The sequence below is a fragment of the Pseudomonas sp. A-RE-22 genome (assembly GCF_019956035.1).
GTDB classification, from domain to species: Bacteria; Pseudomonadota; Gammaproteobacteria; order Pseudomonadales; family Pseudomonadaceae; genus Aquipseudomonas; species Aquipseudomonas brassicacearum.
Window position 1 is genome coordinate 301,687 of record NZ_JAHBCZ010000011.1, and the last position, 15,681, is coordinate 317,367.

Genomic DNA, 15,681 nt, shown 5'->3' on the forward strand with positions numbered 1-15,681 from the left:
TTTTTATTGTCCGGGATTTTCTTCCTCCGCCTTATCGACTCGGCTACATTCGTCCGCTCCCCTCTAGCAAGCGAGTCGACATGGACATCACCGGCATCCCCTTTGGCACCACCGATTGGTCAACCATCGAACCCACCGAGCACACAGGCATCACCGGAATCGCTTATTGGCGCACCCAACAGTTCGGGAACATTCGCGTGCGGATGGTGGAATATACGCCGGGGTACCTGGCCGACCATTGGTGCACCAAGGGCCACATCCTGTTTTGCCTCAAGGGCGAGCTCAATACTGAACTTGAAGATGGCCGGCAATTTTTGCTCAAGCCCGGCATGAGCTACCAGGTAGCCGACCAGGCCGAGCCCCATCGATCCTCCACTTCATCGGGGGCTACGCTCTTCGTAGTGGATTGAGATTCGAAGCACTCCCGCTGAAGCTGTAGGATAGATAGCCTTATCCATCAGGAATCCGACTATGTCATCGGCGAACAAACAGCAGAAGCGCAGCCAGCGCGCCAAGGCGAAAGCCAAGCAGAACCGTACCAAGCGTGCTGCTGCGCCGAACGATTTCCTCGACCCGAACGACGAGCGCATCGATCTGGAAACCGTGGACCTGACGGAGATGTTCCAACTCATGGGCGCTGCCGAAAAGATCAGCCAGCAGGCCATGTGCATCGCCTTCCTGGGGCATCCACTGCTGGAGCTGGTGCTGGAGCAGGAAGGTGAGGAAGAAGCGACCGACTTCATCTTTACCGCATTGATCGAATACCGCCGCTTGACCACCGGTGTGGATGAACAGACCGCGCTGGATTGGGTAGAAAGCAAGCAATTCCAGGCCGATTATGTGGCTGCATCCCAGGCACTGGCGCAAGGCAAGGTCTGACTGTCACCCGCCAAGCGCTTTGTGGCGAAGGGGTTCGCGGTGGCTGACAGGCTGCGGGAATAGTTCCTACAAGCCAAGGTCAACCAACATGGGACGGCGTCATACCCGTCCTGCGTCAATCAGCTATTTTTCCTCTCAAATTTGCGCTACATGCGCCTCTTTTATCAGGCGTCTCCAATCTGTGACGCACTGCGTCACGAATTGAGCTGGACTCACTATCGAACGCTGCCACGCGTCGAAAATGCGAATGCACGCCGTTGGTACATGAACGAAGCCGTCACTCAAAACTGGTCCACCCGCGCCTTGGAACGACAGATCGGCACGTTCTATTACGAACGTCTCCTGGCAAGCCACGACCGGCCTGCGGTAGAGCAGGAAGCGGCCGCCAATCTTGAGAAGCTGGATTTCGGTCCCAGGGACATCGTCAGGGATCCCGTGGTCCTTGAGTTCCTAGGATTGCCCAATACCGGCATGCCGCTGGAAACCGACCTCGAACAAGCCCTGATCGACCAGCTACAAGGCTTCCTTCTGGAACTGGGAAAAGGCTTCGCCTTTGTCGCCCGCCAACAGCGCATCAGCACCGAAAGCAAAGACTTCTACATCGACCTGGTCTTCTACAACTACCTGCTCAAGTGCTTTGTACGAGCTGGATCGCGAACAGGCGCGACTTGAAGAGGGGCGGCAATCGGGTACCGCGACTTGAAGAAGTGAAGGCCAACCTGATGAGCGCACACTCAAAAAACCCATGTAAGATTGGCGCGCTTTTTTTCCAGCAATGCTTCAGTCAACGAGCTTCATCCTGCATGTCACCGGCCGCGCCCCACCCTTCTCTGATCCAGGCATTGCGGACCGAAACCGCTGAACTGCACGTCGCCCTGGAAAAACGCCTGCCGTTTTTCTCGCCACAGTTGGACCCGGATCTGTACCGACGCCTGATGGCGGCCTACTACGGTTTTTATCAACCGCTGGAACAACGGCTACATGTGCTGGCACTGATTCCGGCCGGGTTGGACCAGTCCCTGCGCATCAAACTTCCGGTATTGCGGGCCGACCTCACGGCACTGGGCCTGGATGAAACCGCTATCGAGGCATTGCCCACCTGCCAGGCGCTGCCGCGCATCGACTCCCGGGCCGCCGCCCTCGGCGTTTCCTATGTGTTGGAAGGTGCGACTCTCGGCGGGCAGATCCTGCGGCGCAGGGTGGCCGAGCAGCTCGGTCTCGATGCTTGCAGCGGTGCTGCCTTTCTCAATGTGTATGGCGAACTCACTGGCCGACGCTGGAAGGATTTCCTTCAGTACCTGGACGACAGGAACCTTGGCGAGACCCAGACGCTCGAAGTCACAAGCGCCGCCAAGGCGACGTTCACTCATTTCGAACACTGGCTGGACAGCCAAAAGGTACTGTTATGACCCCGGAAAACCAGGAAGCCTTCGAAGAGCTGCTGGCCAATTGCGCAGATGAACCGATTCGCTTCCCCGGGGCCATCCAGCCTCATGGCGTGCTGTTGATGCTGTCCGAACCCGATTTCGTGATCCGTCAGGTCAGCGCCAACGCCTTGCAATTGATGGGTCAGGATCCCCACAGGCTGTTGGGCCAGACGCTGGACGCACTGTTGGGGCTGGAACAGGCCGAGGCGATCCTGGTCGCCTGTCGCGCCGCCCCGGAAAGCGACAACGTGCCCGTGGCCATTGTCGTGAACCAGCAGCGCTTTGACGCCTTGGTGCATCGCCATCAGGGCGCCCTGATCGTCGAGCTGGAGCAACACCTGAGCGACTATCGCCCTGAAGGCGTCAGCGGCGAGGCCAACCTGGGCCGCATGCTGCAACGCCTGCAAAGTGCGAAAACCCTCCAGGCCCTGTACGAAATCAGCGTGCGGGAAATCCAGGCCATGACCGGTTACGACCGGGTACTGATCTACCGCTTCGAGGAAGAAGGCCACGGCCAGGTGATCGCCGAGGCCAGCGCGCCGTCGATGGAGCTCTACAAGGGCCTGTTTTTCCCGGCCTCGGATATTCCCGAACAGGCCCGCGAGCTGTATCGCACCAACTGGCTGCGGATCATCCCCAACGCCGACTACGCGCCGGTGCCGCTGGTCCCGGAACTGCGGCCCGACGCCCAGGCGCCCCTGGACCTGAGTTTTGCCACGCTGCGCAGCGTCTCGCCGATCCACCGCCAATACATGAAAAACATGGGCGTGCTGTCCTCCATGAGCATCTCGCTGATGGAAGGCGAACGCCTGTGGGGGTTGATCAGTTGCGGCAATCGCCAGCCGCTGCTGGTCCCCCATGAGATGCGCATGGCCTGCCAGACCATCGGCCAGGTGCTGTCGTTGCAGATCAGCGCCATGCAGGCCCTGGAACTGAACCGGCAACGGGACGCCAAGCTGGAAGACCTCCAGGTCCTCGCCACCGTCATGGCGGAGTCCAGCGAAAACGTCTTCGATGGCCTGTCCCATGAGCCACAACGGCTCATGGACCTGACCGGCGCCAGCGGCGTGGCGATTTTCGAAGACAACAAGCTGCACCGCCACGGCCAGTGCCCGGAACCGGAACAGATCCGCGAGCTGCACAAATGGATCCTGGAAACCGGCAAACCGGTGTTATCCCACCACAACCTGAGCAGCGACTTCGCGCCTGCCCAGGCTTATCAGGACGTGGCGAGCGGCGTGCTGGCGATCCACCTGCCCAAGCCAGTGGAAAACGGCGTGCTGTGGTTCCGTCCCGAGGTGAAACAAACCCTCCAATGGAGCGGCGACCCGCAAAAACCCCTGGACCTGGAAAACAGCGAGACCGGCCTGCGCCTGCGGCCCCGGACGTCTTTCGAGATCTGGAAAGTCGAAATGGCCGGCATCAGCACCAAATGGACCCATGGCGATCTGTTCGCCGCCAACGACCTGCGGCGCTCGGCCCTGGAAAACGATCTGGCCCGACAGGTGCGCAAGGAGCGCCAGGCCGTGCAGGCCCGCGATGAACTGGTGGCCGTGGTGTCCCATGACCTGCGCAGCCCGATGACGGTCATTTCCATGCTCTGCGGCATGATGCGAAAGGCCTTCAGCTCCGACGGCTCCCACAGTTCCAAGCGAATCTCATCAGCCATCGACACCATGCAACAGGCCACCAGCCGCATGAACGCGCTGCTGGAAGACCTGCTCGACACCTCGCGCATCGATGCCGGACGCTACACCATCAATCCCCAGCCGATGGACGTCAGCCAGATATTCGAAGACGCCTGCTCGCTGCTGACGCCGCTGGCCACTGCCAAGGCCATCGACATTTCCTTCCATGCCGAACCCAACCTGAGGATCAATGCCGACCCCGAGCGGCTGTTCCAAGTGCTGTCGAACCTGATTGGCAACGCCATCAAGTTCACACCGCAACAAGGCACCGTGGGCATCAGTGCGATGTCAGTCGGCGATGAGATCGTGTTCAGCGTTCGGGACACTGGTGAAGGGATCGCGCCAGAGCAGTTGCCTCATGTTTTCGAGCGCTACTGGACGACCAAGGAAGGCAACCCGAACGGCACCGGGCTGGGGTTGTACATTTCCAAGGGGATTGTCCAGGCCCATGGCGGTAAACTGCACGCCGAAAGCCAGCCAGGCCAGGGCAGCGAATTCCGCTTTACCGTGCCGAAAATCGACTGAGCCAGGCACCGTCCCCTAACGAATTGGAAACCGAAGCCCAATGGCCTCACTGAACAAGCAGCAAAAACGCGCCAAGCGCGCCAAAGACAAAGCCAAGCAGATCCGCATGACCGGGCGCAAATCGATCCCAATGTATGGCGACCCGGCCCACGCCACCGCCCAACCACCGGTCTACGTGCTGGAACTGTTCGCCAAGCTGCGCGAAGCCGAGGCCATCAGCCGCAGTGAAATGCTCGACACGCTGCTCGCGTCCCTGAGCGAGATGATCATCGAACGCCCAGGCCTGCTCGACCTGAAAAACGCCGAAAACGAAAGCATGGCAGCGACCAACCTGGCCGCCGACATGCTGGTGGACTACCGCATGTGGGTCGATGAAATGGACCGCGAGACCGCCCAGCGCTGGCTCAGCACACCGGAGTTCATCAAGGACTTCAGCGAGGCGCTGGATCGGTATCGCCAGTCGATGGAAGAACCCGCCAGCGAATAAGCCGGCCGGTTATTCGTCACCGTTCCAATGGAACACCAGGTTGCGCGCGGCCCCGCTGCCTATCTCAGCAGTGTCGCGCCGCGCCTCACCTTTGCGCGTCGTCACCACGCTGTACTTGCCCGGCGGCAGTTGCACATAAACCAGCGGTCCGGCCTCAGTCAGCGTCAGCAGCGTTTGCCCCGACGCGTTCTGGATGACGACCTCCACATCCGGGATGTATTTGTTTTCCGGGCCGACCGCGAATGTCATGTGCAGGTTGTAGCCCTGGGCCTGCCCAATGGCCCGGGCTTCGTCCTCACCGATACCGCCCGACAGATAAGTGATGCCGTTCTGCTGCATGGGTTGGACCTGCACGCCTGCGTTGTCTATGGGCGCGAGGTTGGTGGCGTTGAGGGCGATGGGGAACAGCAGGATGCTGATGGCGATGAAAGGTAATATAAGATAATGAATGAGCTTCATGGCGAGGACTCCAGGTTCTGGAAACAACTCACATGAGTTCTTTTTGGAGCACCGTAGCGGGTTAAGGTTTAGATCGATTGGGACTATTGACTAGGACGAACCTATCGCACAACCGGCATATACCATTTACATGCCCCTTCATTGCCCTATGCTTTTAACTGATTCCAATGGATCGAGTTCATGCTCGATGCCAATATCTAACTTCCACTACAAATAACGGGACCACACCCATGGCCTCCGCGAACAAGCAACAAAAACGCGCCAAGCGTGCAAAAGCAAAAGCCAAGCAAATACGCGTCAGCCGTACCAAGCCTGCTGCTGTCACGTTTGATCTTCCCGAATACGACGATCCGTATTTCCTGGATGCCCTGCAAGACGAATTCAAAGAACGCCCCGGAGATTTCCTGTCACTGTTTTATGAGATGCAAGACGCCGAAGAAAAGACGGGGCGCATCGACATGATGGTCAGGATGCTCGGATTACTCATTGCGATGACGGATGAACAGCCCGAGCTTCTGGACAGTCAAAATGCCGAAAACGAGGCCATGGCAGTCCAAAACCTGGTCGAAAATACCCTGATCGCTTACCGAAGTTGGGCTGACGATATCGATCAGGAAGCAGCGAAGCATTGGCTTCATAGCCCTGAAGTTCAGGCGGATTTCAAAATTGCATGGGTCAGCTTCAGAGAGGTTCTCAAAATACTGTGGGACGCGCCCGAATAACCCAACAGACTTTTGATCGCGGCAACGCTCATCCGTTTAACCCTTCCAACCCCCGCCCAAAGCTGGCACCATCGCGCCTTTTTTTACGCGACTCCCCGGACTTTTCACCGGTAACCCAGGATCAAACGGCCGTTAGGTTGTTGATGGCGCGACAGTCTGCTGCGCCGATGCGACAACCTGCCGCACATCACCGGTTTACCGCCCGTAGCGCTGTTGGCTGCCATTCGGACGCATGCTAGCTTGGCCGCCTCGCCAAGGAAGGCAGCCAACAGCAAGGGAGCACATACCATGAGGACCGCACATGGCCCAGGCCACGCCCGCGCTTGAAATCCGCAACCTGCACAAACGCTACGGACAGCTGGAGGTGCTCAAAGGCGTCTCGCTGACCGCCCGCGACGGCGATGTGATCTCGATCCTCGGATCCTCCGGGTCCGGCAAATCCACATTCCTGCGCTGCATCAACCTGCTGGAAAACCCCAACCAAGGCCAGATCCTGGTGGCCGGCGAAGAACTCAAGCTCAAGGCCGCAAAGAACGGTGAACTGGTGGCCGCCGACGGCAAACAGATCAACCGCATGCGCAGCGAGATCGGTTTTGTCTTCCAGAACTTCAACCTTTGGCCGCACATGAGCGTGCTCGATAACATCATCGAAGCGCCGCGCCGGGTGCTTGGCCAGAGCAAGGCCGAAGCCGTCGAAGTGGCCGAAGCCCTGCTGGCCAAGGTCGGTATCGCCGACAAGCGCCACGCCTACCCGGCCGAACTGTCCGGCGGCCAGCAACAACGCGCCGCCATCGCCCGCACACTGGCGATGCAGCCCAAGGTGATTCTGTTCGACGAACCCACCTCCGCCCTTGACCCGGAAATGGTCCAGGAAGTACTTAGTGTGATCCGCGCCCTGGCCGAAGAAGGACGCACCATGCTGCTGGTCACCCATGAAATGGGGTTCGCCCGTCAGGTTTCCAGCGAAGTCGTGTTCCTTCATCAAGGTCTGGTCGAGGAGCAAGGATCGCCACAGCAGGTCTTCGAGAACCCGCTTTCGGCGCGCTGCAAACAATTCATGTCCAGCAACCGCTAACGGAGCAGTACACATGCAGACCTACAAGAAATTCCTCCTGGCCGCAGCGGCCAGCCTGGTCTTTTCGGCCAGCGCCATGGCGGCCGACAAACTGAAGATGGGCATCGAAGCGGCCTATCCTCCGTTCAACAACAAGGACGCCAGCGGCCAGGTCGTGGGGTTCGATAAAGACATCGGCGATGCCCTGTGCGCCAAGATGAAAGTCGAGTGCGAAGTGGTCACTTCCGACTGGGACGGCATCATTCCCGCCCTGTTGGCCCAGAAGTTCGACTTCCTGATTTCTTCGCTGTCGGTCAACGACGAGCGCAAGCAAGCCGTGGACTTCACCGACCCGTACTACTCCAACAAATTGCAATTCATCGCACCGAAAAACGTCGATTTCAAAGTCGATAAAGAGTCTCTCAAAGGCAAGGTCATCGGGGCACAGCGCTCTACCCTCGCCGGTACCTGGCTGGAAGACGAACTGGGCAGCGATATCACCGCCAAGCTCTACGACACCCAGGAAAACGCCTACCTGGACCTGACCTCCGGTCGCGTCGACGCGATCCTGGCGGACAAATACGTGAACTACGACTGGCTGAAAACCGAAGCTGGCCGTGCTTACGAATTCAAGGGCGACCCGGTGGTGGAAGGCGACAAGATCGCCATTGCGGTGCGCAAGGGTAACGACGAGCTGCGCAACAAGCTGAACGCCGCCCTCAAGGAAATCATTGCCGACGGCACCTATAAAAAGATCAACGACAAGTACTTCCCGTTCAGCATCTATTGATACTGACGTGCCTGGCCGGCGCTGTTCCCTGGCAACGCCGGCCCTTAGCAAAGCCTGCCGCGATATGAACTCTTACCCATGATGATCGATCTCTACGGATTCGGCCCGGCGCTCGCCGCCGGCGCGCTGATGACCGTCAAACTGGCGCTCACAGCCCTCTGCCTGGGGCTGGGGCTCGGCCTGCTCGGCGCCTTGGCCAAGACCTCGCCGTACAAGCCGCTGCAATGGCTGGGTGGCACCTATTCGACACTGGTTCGCGGCATCCCGGAATTACTCTGGGTGCTGTTGATCTATTTCGGCACCGTCAACCTGATGCGTGCCCTGGGTGAGTATTTCGGCAAACCGGACCTCGCCCTCGACGCCTTTGCCGCCGGGGTCATTGCCCTGGGCCTGTGCTTTGGCGCCTACGCCACGGAAGTGTTTCGCGGCGCGATCCTGGCGATCCCCAAGGGCCACCGTGAGGCCGGCGTAGCCCTGGGCCTGTCGAAGTGGCGGATCTTCACCCGGTTGATCATGCCGCAGATGTGGCGCATCGCCCTGCCAGGCCTGGGCAACCTGTTCATGATCCTGATGAAGGACACCGCGCTGGTCTCGGTGATCGGCCTGGAAGAGATCATGCGCCATGCGCAAATCGGCGTGACCGTGTCCAAACAACCGTTCACCTTCTATATGGTCGCAGCATTCATGTATCTGGGCCTGACAGTGCTCGCCATGATCGGCATGCATCTGCTGGAACGACGCGCCGCCCGTGGATTTACCAGGAGCACCCAATGAACTGGGACGTCATCATCAAGTGGCTGCCGAAGCTGGCCCAGGGCGCGACACTGACCCTGGAACTGGTGGCCATCGCCGTGATCGCCGGCCTGCTGCTGGCGATTCCACTGGGCATTGCCCGCTCTTCGCGCCTGTGGTACGTGCGGGCGTTTCCCTACGCCTACATCTTCTTTTTCCGTGGCACGCCGCTGCTGGTGCAACTGTTTTTGGTCTACTACGGCCTGGCGCAGTTCGATGCCGTGCGCAGCAGTGCAATGTGGCCGTACCTGCGGGATCCGTTCTGGTGCGCCACGGCCACCATGACCCTGCACACCGCCGCCTACATCGCCGAGATCCTGCGCGGCGCGATCCAGGCCATCCCCCGTGGCGAGATCGAAGCCGCGCGGGCCCTGGGCATGTCGCGGCCCAAGGCGCTGCTCTACATCATGCTGCCCCGCGCCGCGCGCATCGGCCTGCCGGCCTACAGCAACGAAGTGATCCTGATGCTCAAGGCCAGTGCCCTGGCGAGTACCGTGACCTTGCTGGAACTCACCGGCATGGCCCGTACCATCATTGCCCGGACCTATATGCCGGTGGAGATATTCTTCGCGGCCGGCATGTTCTATCTGTTGATGTCCTTCGTCCTGGTGCAAGGCTTCAAGCAGCTGGAGCGCTGGTTGCGCATCGATGCCTGCCAAGGGCGCTGACAGTGGAGTGCTGACGGGCGAGGCTCTACTCGCCCGCTTCACGGCGCTGGATACTTTTCTCACGGCGCACCAGGCACTGTGGAAACCGCGTCCGTTCACCCATCTGCAACTGCCTTGGGAAACGTCCCACCCGGAATTGTCCCAATGGCTACGCCAGCGTTCTCTGGAGGCCGCGGAAAACGACCATCATCAGCCGTGGTTGATGGAACACGCGCCAGCTCCATTCCCCGAATTGGCCGCTATCTCCCGTGCATTGAGCGCTGTCGCAGAATTGCCGGCCAGCACGCTTGAGGCACCAAGCCATCGCCTCAACGTCGACGTGCCCGGACGCAAGTGGCAGCAGATCGAAGCCTTCGCCAGCCGCCTGCACTTCACCACCCAACCGACCCATTGGCTGGATTGGTGCGCCGGCAAAGGCCACCTCGGTCGACGCCTGCTGCACGGTGAGCAGCAACTGACCTGCCTGGAATACGACCCCGCACTGGTCGCCAGCGGCCAACAACTGAGCCTGCGCCATCGCCTGCCCGCCACACATCTGCAACAAGACGTGCTGGCGGCGGACGCAACCCAGGCGCTCCACCCCGGACACACGCCTGTGGCCCTGCACGCCTGCGGCGACCTGCATGTGCGCTTGATGCAACTGGCCAGCGCCGCTGGTTGTGCACAACTGGCTATCGCACCGTGCTGTTACAACCGCATCAACACCGAGCGTTATCAAGCACTGTCCGACGCCGCCAAGGGCTCTGTCCTACAGCTGTCGCTCGATGATCTCAGCCTGCCGCTGACCGAAACCGTCACCGCTGGCGCCCGCGTCAGAAGACAACGAGACCAGTCCATGGCCCGGCGCCTGGGCTTCGACCTGCTGCAACGGCACATCAGAGAGTGCGACGACTACCTACCCACCCCCTCACTGCCCAGCACCTGGCTGGAAAAATCCTTCGCCCAATACTGCATCGATCTGGCGGCCCTGAAAGACTTATCCACAGTCGGCACGCCGGATTGGCTCGCCTTGGAAGCAGCAGGCCATCAGCGCCTGGCCGAAGTGCGCAACCTGGAGTTGTTGCGAGGCCTTTTCCGGCGGCCGCTGGAGCTTTGGCTGGTGCTGGACCGGGCGCTTTTCCTCAGTCAAAAAGGCTACGAGGTTCGCCTCGGCTCCTTCTGCGAAACACCGCTTACGCCGCGCAATCTGATGTTGCTGGCAGAGCGTTGCTGAGACGAAACACCCTGTGGATAACTCTGTTGATGAAATAAACCTGGATCCAAGAAATTCGCGATTTCCTGACCGATTCAACATTGGTCATTTTTTGTTCATATGGATAAAAAACCATGAAAACAGGGATTTGCGACGAAACGAGAAAGCGGTCACAAAAACGCAAGGTTCCATCCGCCTCATCCTGCCCGTTGTGCATAAGCGTCTAAGCAAAACGACATAACCGCCGAATTCAGTGCTGCCCCGCGCCAGTAATTGCGTCCACCGCGCCCGTGCTATACAACAGCCAAACGTATCGTGATTGACACAATGCCGACACACTCAAGGACTGGCCGTGACGTTCATTTCCTACGCACAGAACTTCGAAGACATACGCCTGTGGCGCGCCCTTCAATCGGTGGAAAACGGCTTTTACCTCGACGTCGGCGCCAACCATCCGACAGATGATTCGGTCACCCGAGCGTTCTACGATCGTGGCTGGCGCGGCATCAACATCGAACCGGTACTGGCTTACTACGACACCCTCTGCCAACAACGCCCCCACGACATCAACCTGCAATGCGTGGCCGGCGAAAACGCCGACAGCCTGACCTTCTACACCATCGCTGACACCGGCTTATCCACAGTAGAAGCCAGCGTCGCCCAACAACACCGCGACGCTGGCATGGACGTGCGCAACCAGACCGTCCAATCCCGAACCCTGGCCTCCATCTGCGAGCAATACGCCCAGGACCGCCCCATCCACTTCCTGAAAATCGACGTCGAAGGCCACGAGGAAACCGTCCTGCGCGGCATGGACTTCAGCCGCTGGCGCCCCTGGATCATCCTCATCGAAACCCCATGGGCCCGTGACCAGACCTGGGAAACCCTGGTGACCGGTGCCGGCTACCAGTCCATCCTGTTCGACGGCATCAACACCTACTACCTCGCCGAAGAACACCTGGCCCTAAAACCCGCCTTCGACATCCCCCCGTGCAACCTCGACGGTTTCCAACTCTGCAAAGGCCACAAATTCAGCCACCCCATCGACGACGCAGACCAACAGCTCAGCGCCGCCCTGCAACGGGCTGAACAGGCCGAAGCCCAACTCCAGGCCATGCAAAACAGTCGTGCGTGGCGAGCCTTGCAGAAAATGCGCGCCCTGCTGCGCCGCGCTTGAGCATGGGTCGTGCAAAAATAGTCAGAATTCAGGGGTTTACAGAACGCACCCAATCGCTATAATCGTCGCCCACACGCCGGTATAGCTCAGTTGGTAGAGCAACTGACTTGTAATCAGTAGGTCCCGGGTTCGACTCCTGGTGCCGGCACCATCCAAGGTTCCAGAGAAGGCTTTCAAAATCTCTGAAACCCCCGAAAAACCCGCCTTCTGGCGGGTTTTTTCGTTTTGGCGTTCCGTCGGATTCCGCCAAAATCTTATGGATACCAGCCGTTTTAAGGATAAAGATAGGGGTAAGGTCATTCGATAAAGGGAGGAGTACCCTTATGTCGCGCACCACTGCCCCACTCTCCGATTCGGCTTGCCGTTCAGCCAAGCCCACCGACCGCGCCTACAAGCTTTTCGACGGCGACGGCCTCTACCTTCTAGTCCAACCCAATGGCCGTAAAGGCTGGCGTTTCAGGTATGTAAAACCTGATGGTCGTGAAGGACTGACCTCCTTCGGCAACTACCCCGTGGTCGGCCTCGCCGATGCGCGCAAGAAGCGCCTGGAGGTCAAGCGGATGCTGGCGGAAGGCATCGACCCCATCGAGTCCAAACACCAAGCCAAGACGCAAGCCACAATCCGAGGCCGAACCTTTGAGAGCGCAGCCTTGGACTGGCACAAAGCGATGTCTGCCAAATGGGCACCGGGCCACGCCAAGACAGTTCTGAGCCGCCTAAAAACCCACGTCTTCCCGCTGATCGGCGCTCGCTCCATTGTCGATCTGGACACCCATGACCTGATGCAACCTCTGGAAGCGATCCAGAAGCGCGGCACGATTGACGTCGCTTTAAGGGTACAAAACTACCTGCAAAGCATCATGCGCGAGGCAAAGCGTTCTCGGCAGATCACCGCAAACCCTGCCTACGACCTTGAAGGTTTGATCAAAGCCCCGAGAGTGGTTCATCGCCCCGCTCTACCCTTATCGCGCCTGCCTGAATTGCAGGAGCGTATCGACACCTACAAAGGCCGCGCACTTACCCGTCTGACGGTCATGCTCTCGCTGCATGTGTTCGTACGCTCCAGCGAACTGCGCTTCGCCCGCTGGAGCGAGTTCGACCTCAAGCGCGGCACCTGGGAGATACCGGACACTCGACCCGCGCTGGACGGAGTACCCTTTTCAACAAGAGGTACGAAGATGGCCGGGGACATCCACCTTGTACCCTTATCGCCGCAAGCCGTGACCCTGCTTGAACAGATCCGTACCCTCACCGGCGAATTCGACCTGGTATTTGCAGGCGATGCCAACCCGTCGAAACCAATGTCTGAAAACACGGTGAACAGCGCGCTTCGAAATATGGGTTACGACACCAAAACCGAAATCTGTGGCCATGGCTTCCGCTCGATGGCATGTAGCGCACTGATTGAGTCAGGACTGTGGTCCGAGACCGCCATTGAAAGGCAGATGAGCCACAAAGAACGCAACAACGTCCGCGCCGCTTACATCCACAAGGCCGAATTCATCGAGGAGCGCAGGCTGATCATGAACTGGTGGAGCCGGTACCTGGAGGCCAACCGGCAGGAGCATGTCACTCCACACGAGTTTGCAAACCAGACCGGAACGAACGTCACTCGCCTAAAAGCAAAACGTGGCGCAACTGAGTAAGCGCTCGGTCTTCATATCTCAGCGATCCGCTTGTCCACGCGGGTCCATCCAAGCAGGGCTGCAAAGCCGCCCTGCTTGGATGGACCTCACTTAAAAAATCTAAAGCCCACGCAACTGTCTGTGGAAAACCACTGATTTCCACCGGTGGATAATTTCATCCACAGCCGCAGAATTCCCGAAAACTCGAGCCTTGACCCAAATTATCCACAGGCGTAGAAAAGATCGGGCAAGCGCTGTCGTTGACAGCAGCCCAGGTAGTCAGAACCTTTAAGGCTACGCCACACCGTGGTGGTTCTCCCAAAGTGCGATTAGCGTCCGGCGGCTCGCACGGTCACAGCGATGTGATGGATGCCTACTTTTACCAGTGTGCCCACTGCGGCAACTTCCCCCTTTCATAGCTGCCTTGCAGCAACCTATCCGCTTGGCCATTTCCTTGCGCCAACCTGCGCCCGTCTCTTTCTCCCGGAAAGAGACGGGCGCTCCTACCGCTGCTGCAGCCCAACTCGTACAAGGCTTTGCGGCATTCCCCCTCGTGACAATCGGCGTGACAAACACCGACGTCACCAGCAACAGCGATGCAGATGATGGTGCCGCAGCCTACGGAATGGACTGCACCTGACTGACAGTCAGGCATGCCCCGGTCATCGCATTACTGCCTTCACCCGACTCAGGATCTCGCGGCGTTGGTCTCGTCAGCCAGTGCAGCCTCCACCCGCCCACTTCCTCGGAAGTGCTCAGGAGGCCAGATCATGAGATGCCCAAGCTCCCGGTCGTAAGGAGCCGCCAGTCCCGCGTGAGTGGACACCCCTCACAGGTCGCAGGGGCCTTGATCCCTGATAACACTCAACATCCATGGCGGGATGACGTGAGGAAGGTTTCAAAGGTTTTGGCTTCGAGAGGAGTTCGATCATGGCACTGGTCGGTAAACGGGATGGGCGCAATTTTGGCTATGGCCGGCAATTGAGCTATGCCGGGCCGCAAGCATTGCGAGATCTGTTTGGCGGCGGGCATTACGGCACGGTCAAGGCGCACAGTGATCGATGGCAGGCATTCGTACGATGGTGTCGATCAGTAGATGGGCCAGAGTTTAACGATGCCCGGCAAATAGATCGGCAGACCTTGCTGACTTACGCGGATCACCTGCGTCAGCTAGTTGAACGCGGCGAACTGGGCATTGCTACCGCGCAAAACCGACTGTCCAGTGTGAACCGAACCATGGCAGCACTGCGCGGTGATCAGCATGTGAGGGTGGCAAGTCCAAGCCAGGCTTTGGGATTGCAGCGCACCACCGTCCGCACTACGGCTCCGAAAGGTCAGAATTATGAACAAGTGCAGCGGATCGTCGACGCGCTCTGCGAGCAGCATCCACGTGCCGCCGCCATTACGCGTCTGGCACGAGCCGCCGGCATGCGCATGCGCGAGACGATCTTGGCCGACCTTCCGCGCCTGAAGCGTGAGGCTGAACGATACGGCAAGATCAACATCCAGGATGGCACCAAAGGTGGCCGCTCAGGCGCTTCGGCACCTCGCTGGATCTGGGTTGATGATCATATTCGTGACGCGCTGAGATTTGCCGATCAGGCCTCGCCCGACGGCAGCCGCAACCTCCTCGCACCGAACGAACGCTACCTCGATTTCTTGCAGGGAATCGTCCGCCCCGCACGGGACATCCTTCATAAGCACAACCTCAAAGGCTTCCACGAATTGCGGGCGGCCTATGCGTGCGAACGCTATGAACAAATCACCCATCATCCTGCGCCCATAAACGGTGGCCATTGCTACCAACTCGACCGATACCTTGATCAGGCGGCCCGAGTGCAAATCAGCTATGAACTCGGACACAACCGTATAGACGTGGTATTGGCTTACATTGGGGGGCGGGCATGAGCATGCCATTCGATATGGAGCTGTTCCTGGGGGGCGTACTCACCGGCTCGCACTCCACCCGCCAGCGCCACCTGCGTCAAGCGAAGGCCATCCAAACAGCAATCGCTGATCGCTGGCAACGCAACAATCCATGGACTTGGCAGCAAAAGCATCTCACATGGTTTCTAAATCACCACGTGAACCAGCGCGCCGAATCGACGCGTTACTACTATCTGCTGACCATTCATTTGCTCACTCTTCGCTTAGGAAAATCCTGGCTGTTCAAACGTTAGGCTCAATGCCAGTATC

At 59.1% G+C, this 15,681-nt stretch carries 16 protein-coding genes, 1 tRNA gene and 1 pseudogene; 17 read left to right on the forward strand and 1 reads right to left on the reverse strand.

Annotated elements, in window-relative coordinates; genetic code table 11:
• Positions 1-80 precede the first annotated feature (80 nt).
• The 6 genes and pseudogenes from KGA89_RS07605 to KGA89_RS07630 all read left to right on the forward strand — a co-directional run bounded on the left by KGA89_RS07605 (position 81) and on the right by KGA89_RS07630 (position 5,006).
• Complete coding sequence (locus tag KGA89_RS07605; protein ID WP_003196810.1) at positions 81-410, forward strand: DHCW motif cupin fold protein; 330 nt, start codon at positions 81-83, stop codon at positions 408-410.
• A 61-nt stretch (positions 411-471) separates the two neighbouring features.
• Positions 472-879 (forward strand): hypothetical protein, encoded by a 408-nt coding sequence (locus KGA89_RS07610; RefSeq protein WP_003196808.1) that lies wholly within the window; start codon positions 472-474, stop codon positions 877-879.
• Between the two features lie 126 nt (positions 880-1,005).
• Positions 1,006-1,521, forward strand: a pseudogene (locus tag KGA89_RS07615) (PDDEXK nuclease domain-containing protein); the annotation flags it as partial.
• A 161-nt stretch (positions 1,522-1,682) separates the two neighbouring features.
• Complete coding sequence (locus KGA89_RS07620; RefSeq protein WP_223471095.1) at positions 1,683-2,288, forward strand: biliverdin-producing heme oxygenase; 606 nt, start codon at positions 1,683-1,685, stop codon at positions 2,286-2,288.
• Positions 2,285-4,519: an ATP-binding protein gene (locus tag KGA89_RS07625; protein WP_003196801.1), complete on the forward strand. Its 2,235-nt coding sequence runs from the start codon at positions 2,285-2,287 to the stop codon at positions 4,517-4,519. Before KGA89_RS07620 ends, KGA89_RS07625 begins: the two co-directional genes overlap by 4 nt.
• A gap of 40 nt (positions 4,520-4,559) precedes the next feature.
• Positions 4,560-5,006, forward strand: coding sequence for a hypothetical protein (locus KGA89_RS07630; RefSeq protein WP_003196799.1), 447 nt, complete (start codon positions 4,560-4,562; stop codon positions 5,004-5,006).
• A 9-nt stretch (positions 5,007-5,015) separates the two neighbouring features.
• Here the strand turns inward: KGA89_RS07630 and KGA89_RS07635 are convergent, their stop codons facing one another.
• Positions 5,016-5,465, reverse strand: a complete 450-nt coding sequence (locus tag KGA89_RS07635) for a carboxypeptidase regulatory-like domain-containing protein (protein WP_223471097.1) — start codon at positions 5,463-5,465, stop codon at positions 5,016-5,018.
• Between the two features lie 230 nt (positions 5,466-5,695).
• Here KGA89_RS07635 and KGA89_RS07640 point away from each other — a divergent pair, with 230 nt between their 5' ends.
• The 11 genes from KGA89_RS07640 (at position 5,696) to KGA89_RS07690 (ending at position 15,665) form a co-directional block, all read left to right on the forward strand.
• On the forward strand, positions 5,696-6,187 hold the full coding sequence (locus KGA89_RS07640) for a hypothetical protein (RefSeq protein WP_223471098.1): 492 nt from the start codon (positions 5,696-5,698) through the stop codon (positions 6,185-6,187).
• Positions 6,188-6,488: 301 nt separating this feature from the next.
• Complete coding sequence (locus KGA89_RS07645) at positions 6,489-7,262, forward strand: ABC transporter ATP-binding protein (protein ID WP_003196795.1); 774 nt, start codon at positions 6,489-6,491, stop codon at positions 7,260-7,262.
• A 13-nt stretch (positions 7,263-7,275) separates the two neighbouring features.
• Complete coding sequence (locus KGA89_RS07650; RefSeq protein ID WP_003196792.1) at positions 7,276-8,031, forward strand: ABC transporter substrate-binding protein; 756 nt, start codon at positions 7,276-7,278, stop codon at positions 8,029-8,031.
• Between the two features lie 78 nt (positions 8,032-8,109).
• Entirely contained in the window at positions 8,110-8,805 is a 696-nt protein-coding gene (locus KGA89_RS07655) for an ABC transporter permease (RefSeq protein ID WP_003196790.1), read from the forward strand.
• Complete coding sequence (locus KGA89_RS07660) at positions 8,802-9,491, forward strand: ABC transporter permease (RefSeq protein WP_003196788.1); 690 nt, start codon at positions 8,802-8,804, stop codon at positions 9,489-9,491. The genes KGA89_RS07655 and KGA89_RS07660 overlap by 4 nt, the downstream gene beginning before the upstream one ends.
• The gene (locus KGA89_RS07665; protein ID WP_223471100.1) at positions 9,472-10,704 is read left to right on the forward strand and encodes a methyltransferase; all 1,233 of its coding nucleotides are present in this window, start codon (positions 9,472-9,474) and stop codon (positions 10,702-10,704) included. The genes KGA89_RS07660 and KGA89_RS07665 overlap by 20 nt, the downstream gene beginning before the upstream one ends.
• Positions 10,705-11,035: 331 nt before the next feature.
• Positions 11,036-11,860: an FkbM family methyltransferase gene (locus KGA89_RS07670; protein ID WP_223471102.1), complete on the forward strand. Its 825-nt coding sequence runs from the start codon at positions 11,036-11,038 to the stop codon at positions 11,858-11,860.
• Between the two features lie 75 nt (positions 11,861-11,935).
• Positions 11,936-12,011 (forward strand) — tRNA-Thr (locus KGA89_RS07675).
• Between the two features lie 172 nt (positions 12,012-12,183).
• Entirely contained in the window at positions 12,184-13,506 is a 1,323-nt protein-coding gene (locus KGA89_RS07680) for a tyrosine-type recombinase/integrase (RefSeq protein WP_223471103.1), read from the forward strand.
• 909 nt (positions 13,507-14,415) lie between these two features.
• On the forward strand, positions 14,416-15,393 hold the full coding sequence (locus KGA89_RS07685; RefSeq protein WP_223471104.1) for an integrase domain-containing protein: 978 nt from the start codon (positions 14,416-14,418) through the stop codon (positions 15,391-15,393).
• Complete coding sequence (locus tag KGA89_RS07690; protein ID WP_223471105.1) at positions 15,390-15,665, forward strand: hypothetical protein; 276 nt, start codon at positions 15,390-15,392, stop codon at positions 15,663-15,665. Before KGA89_RS07685 ends, KGA89_RS07690 begins: the two co-directional genes overlap by 4 nt.
• The last annotated feature ends 16 nt before the right edge of the window (positions 15,666-15,681 follow it).

Coding starts and splice junctions, on each gene's coding strand:
- KGA89_RS07605 (WP_003196810.1), top strand. CDS start 81: ATGGACATCACCGGCATCCCCTTTGGCACCACCGATTGGTCAACCATC.
- KGA89_RS07610 (WP_003196808.1), top strand. CDS start 472: ATGTCATCGGCGAACAAACAGCAGAAGCGCAGCCAGCGCGCCAAGGCG.
- KGA89_RS07620 (WP_223471095.1), top strand. CDS start 1,683: ATGTCACCGGCCGCGCCCCACCCTTCTCTGATCCAGGCATTGCGGACC.
- KGA89_RS07625 (WP_003196801.1), top strand. CDS start 2,285: ATGACCCCGGAAAACCAGGAAGCCTTCGAAGAGCTGCTGGCCAATTGC.
- KGA89_RS07630 (WP_003196799.1), top strand. CDS start 4,560: ATGGCCTCACTGAACAAGCAGCAAAAACGCGCCAAGCGCGCCAAAGAC.
- KGA89_RS07635 (WP_223471097.1), bottom strand. CDS start 5,465: ATGAAGCTCATTCATTATCTTATATTACCTTTCATCGCCATCAGCATC.
- KGA89_RS07640 (WP_223471098.1), top strand. CDS start 5,696: ATGGCCTCCGCGAACAAGCAACAAAAACGCGCCAAGCGTGCAAAAGCA.
- KGA89_RS07645 (WP_003196795.1), top strand. CDS start 6,489: ATGGCCCAGGCCACGCCCGCGCTTGAAATCCGCAACCTGCACAAACGC.
- KGA89_RS07650 (WP_003196792.1), top strand. CDS start 7,276: ATGCAGACCTACAAGAAATTCCTCCTGGCCGCAGCGGCCAGCCTGGTC.
- KGA89_RS07655 (WP_003196790.1), top strand. CDS start 8,110: ATGATGATCGATCTCTACGGATTCGGCCCGGCGCTCGCCGCCGGCGCG.
- KGA89_RS07660 (WP_003196788.1), top strand. CDS start 8,802: ATGAACTGGGACGTCATCATCAAGTGGCTGCCGAAGCTGGCCCAGGGC.
- KGA89_RS07665 (WP_223471100.1), top strand. CDS start 9,472: ATGCCTGCCAAGGGCGCTGACAGTGGAGTGCTGACGGGCGAGGCTCTA.
- KGA89_RS07680 (WP_223471103.1), top strand. CDS start 12,184: ATGTCGCGCACCACTGCCCCACTCTCCGATTCGGCTTGCCGTTCAGCC.
- KGA89_RS07685 (WP_223471104.1), top strand. CDS start 14,416: ATGGCACTGGTCGGTAAACGGGATGGGCGCAATTTTGGCTATGGCCGG.
- KGA89_RS07690 (WP_223471105.1), top strand. CDS start 15,390: ATGAGCATGCCATTCGATATGGAGCTGTTCCTGGGGGGCGTACTCACC.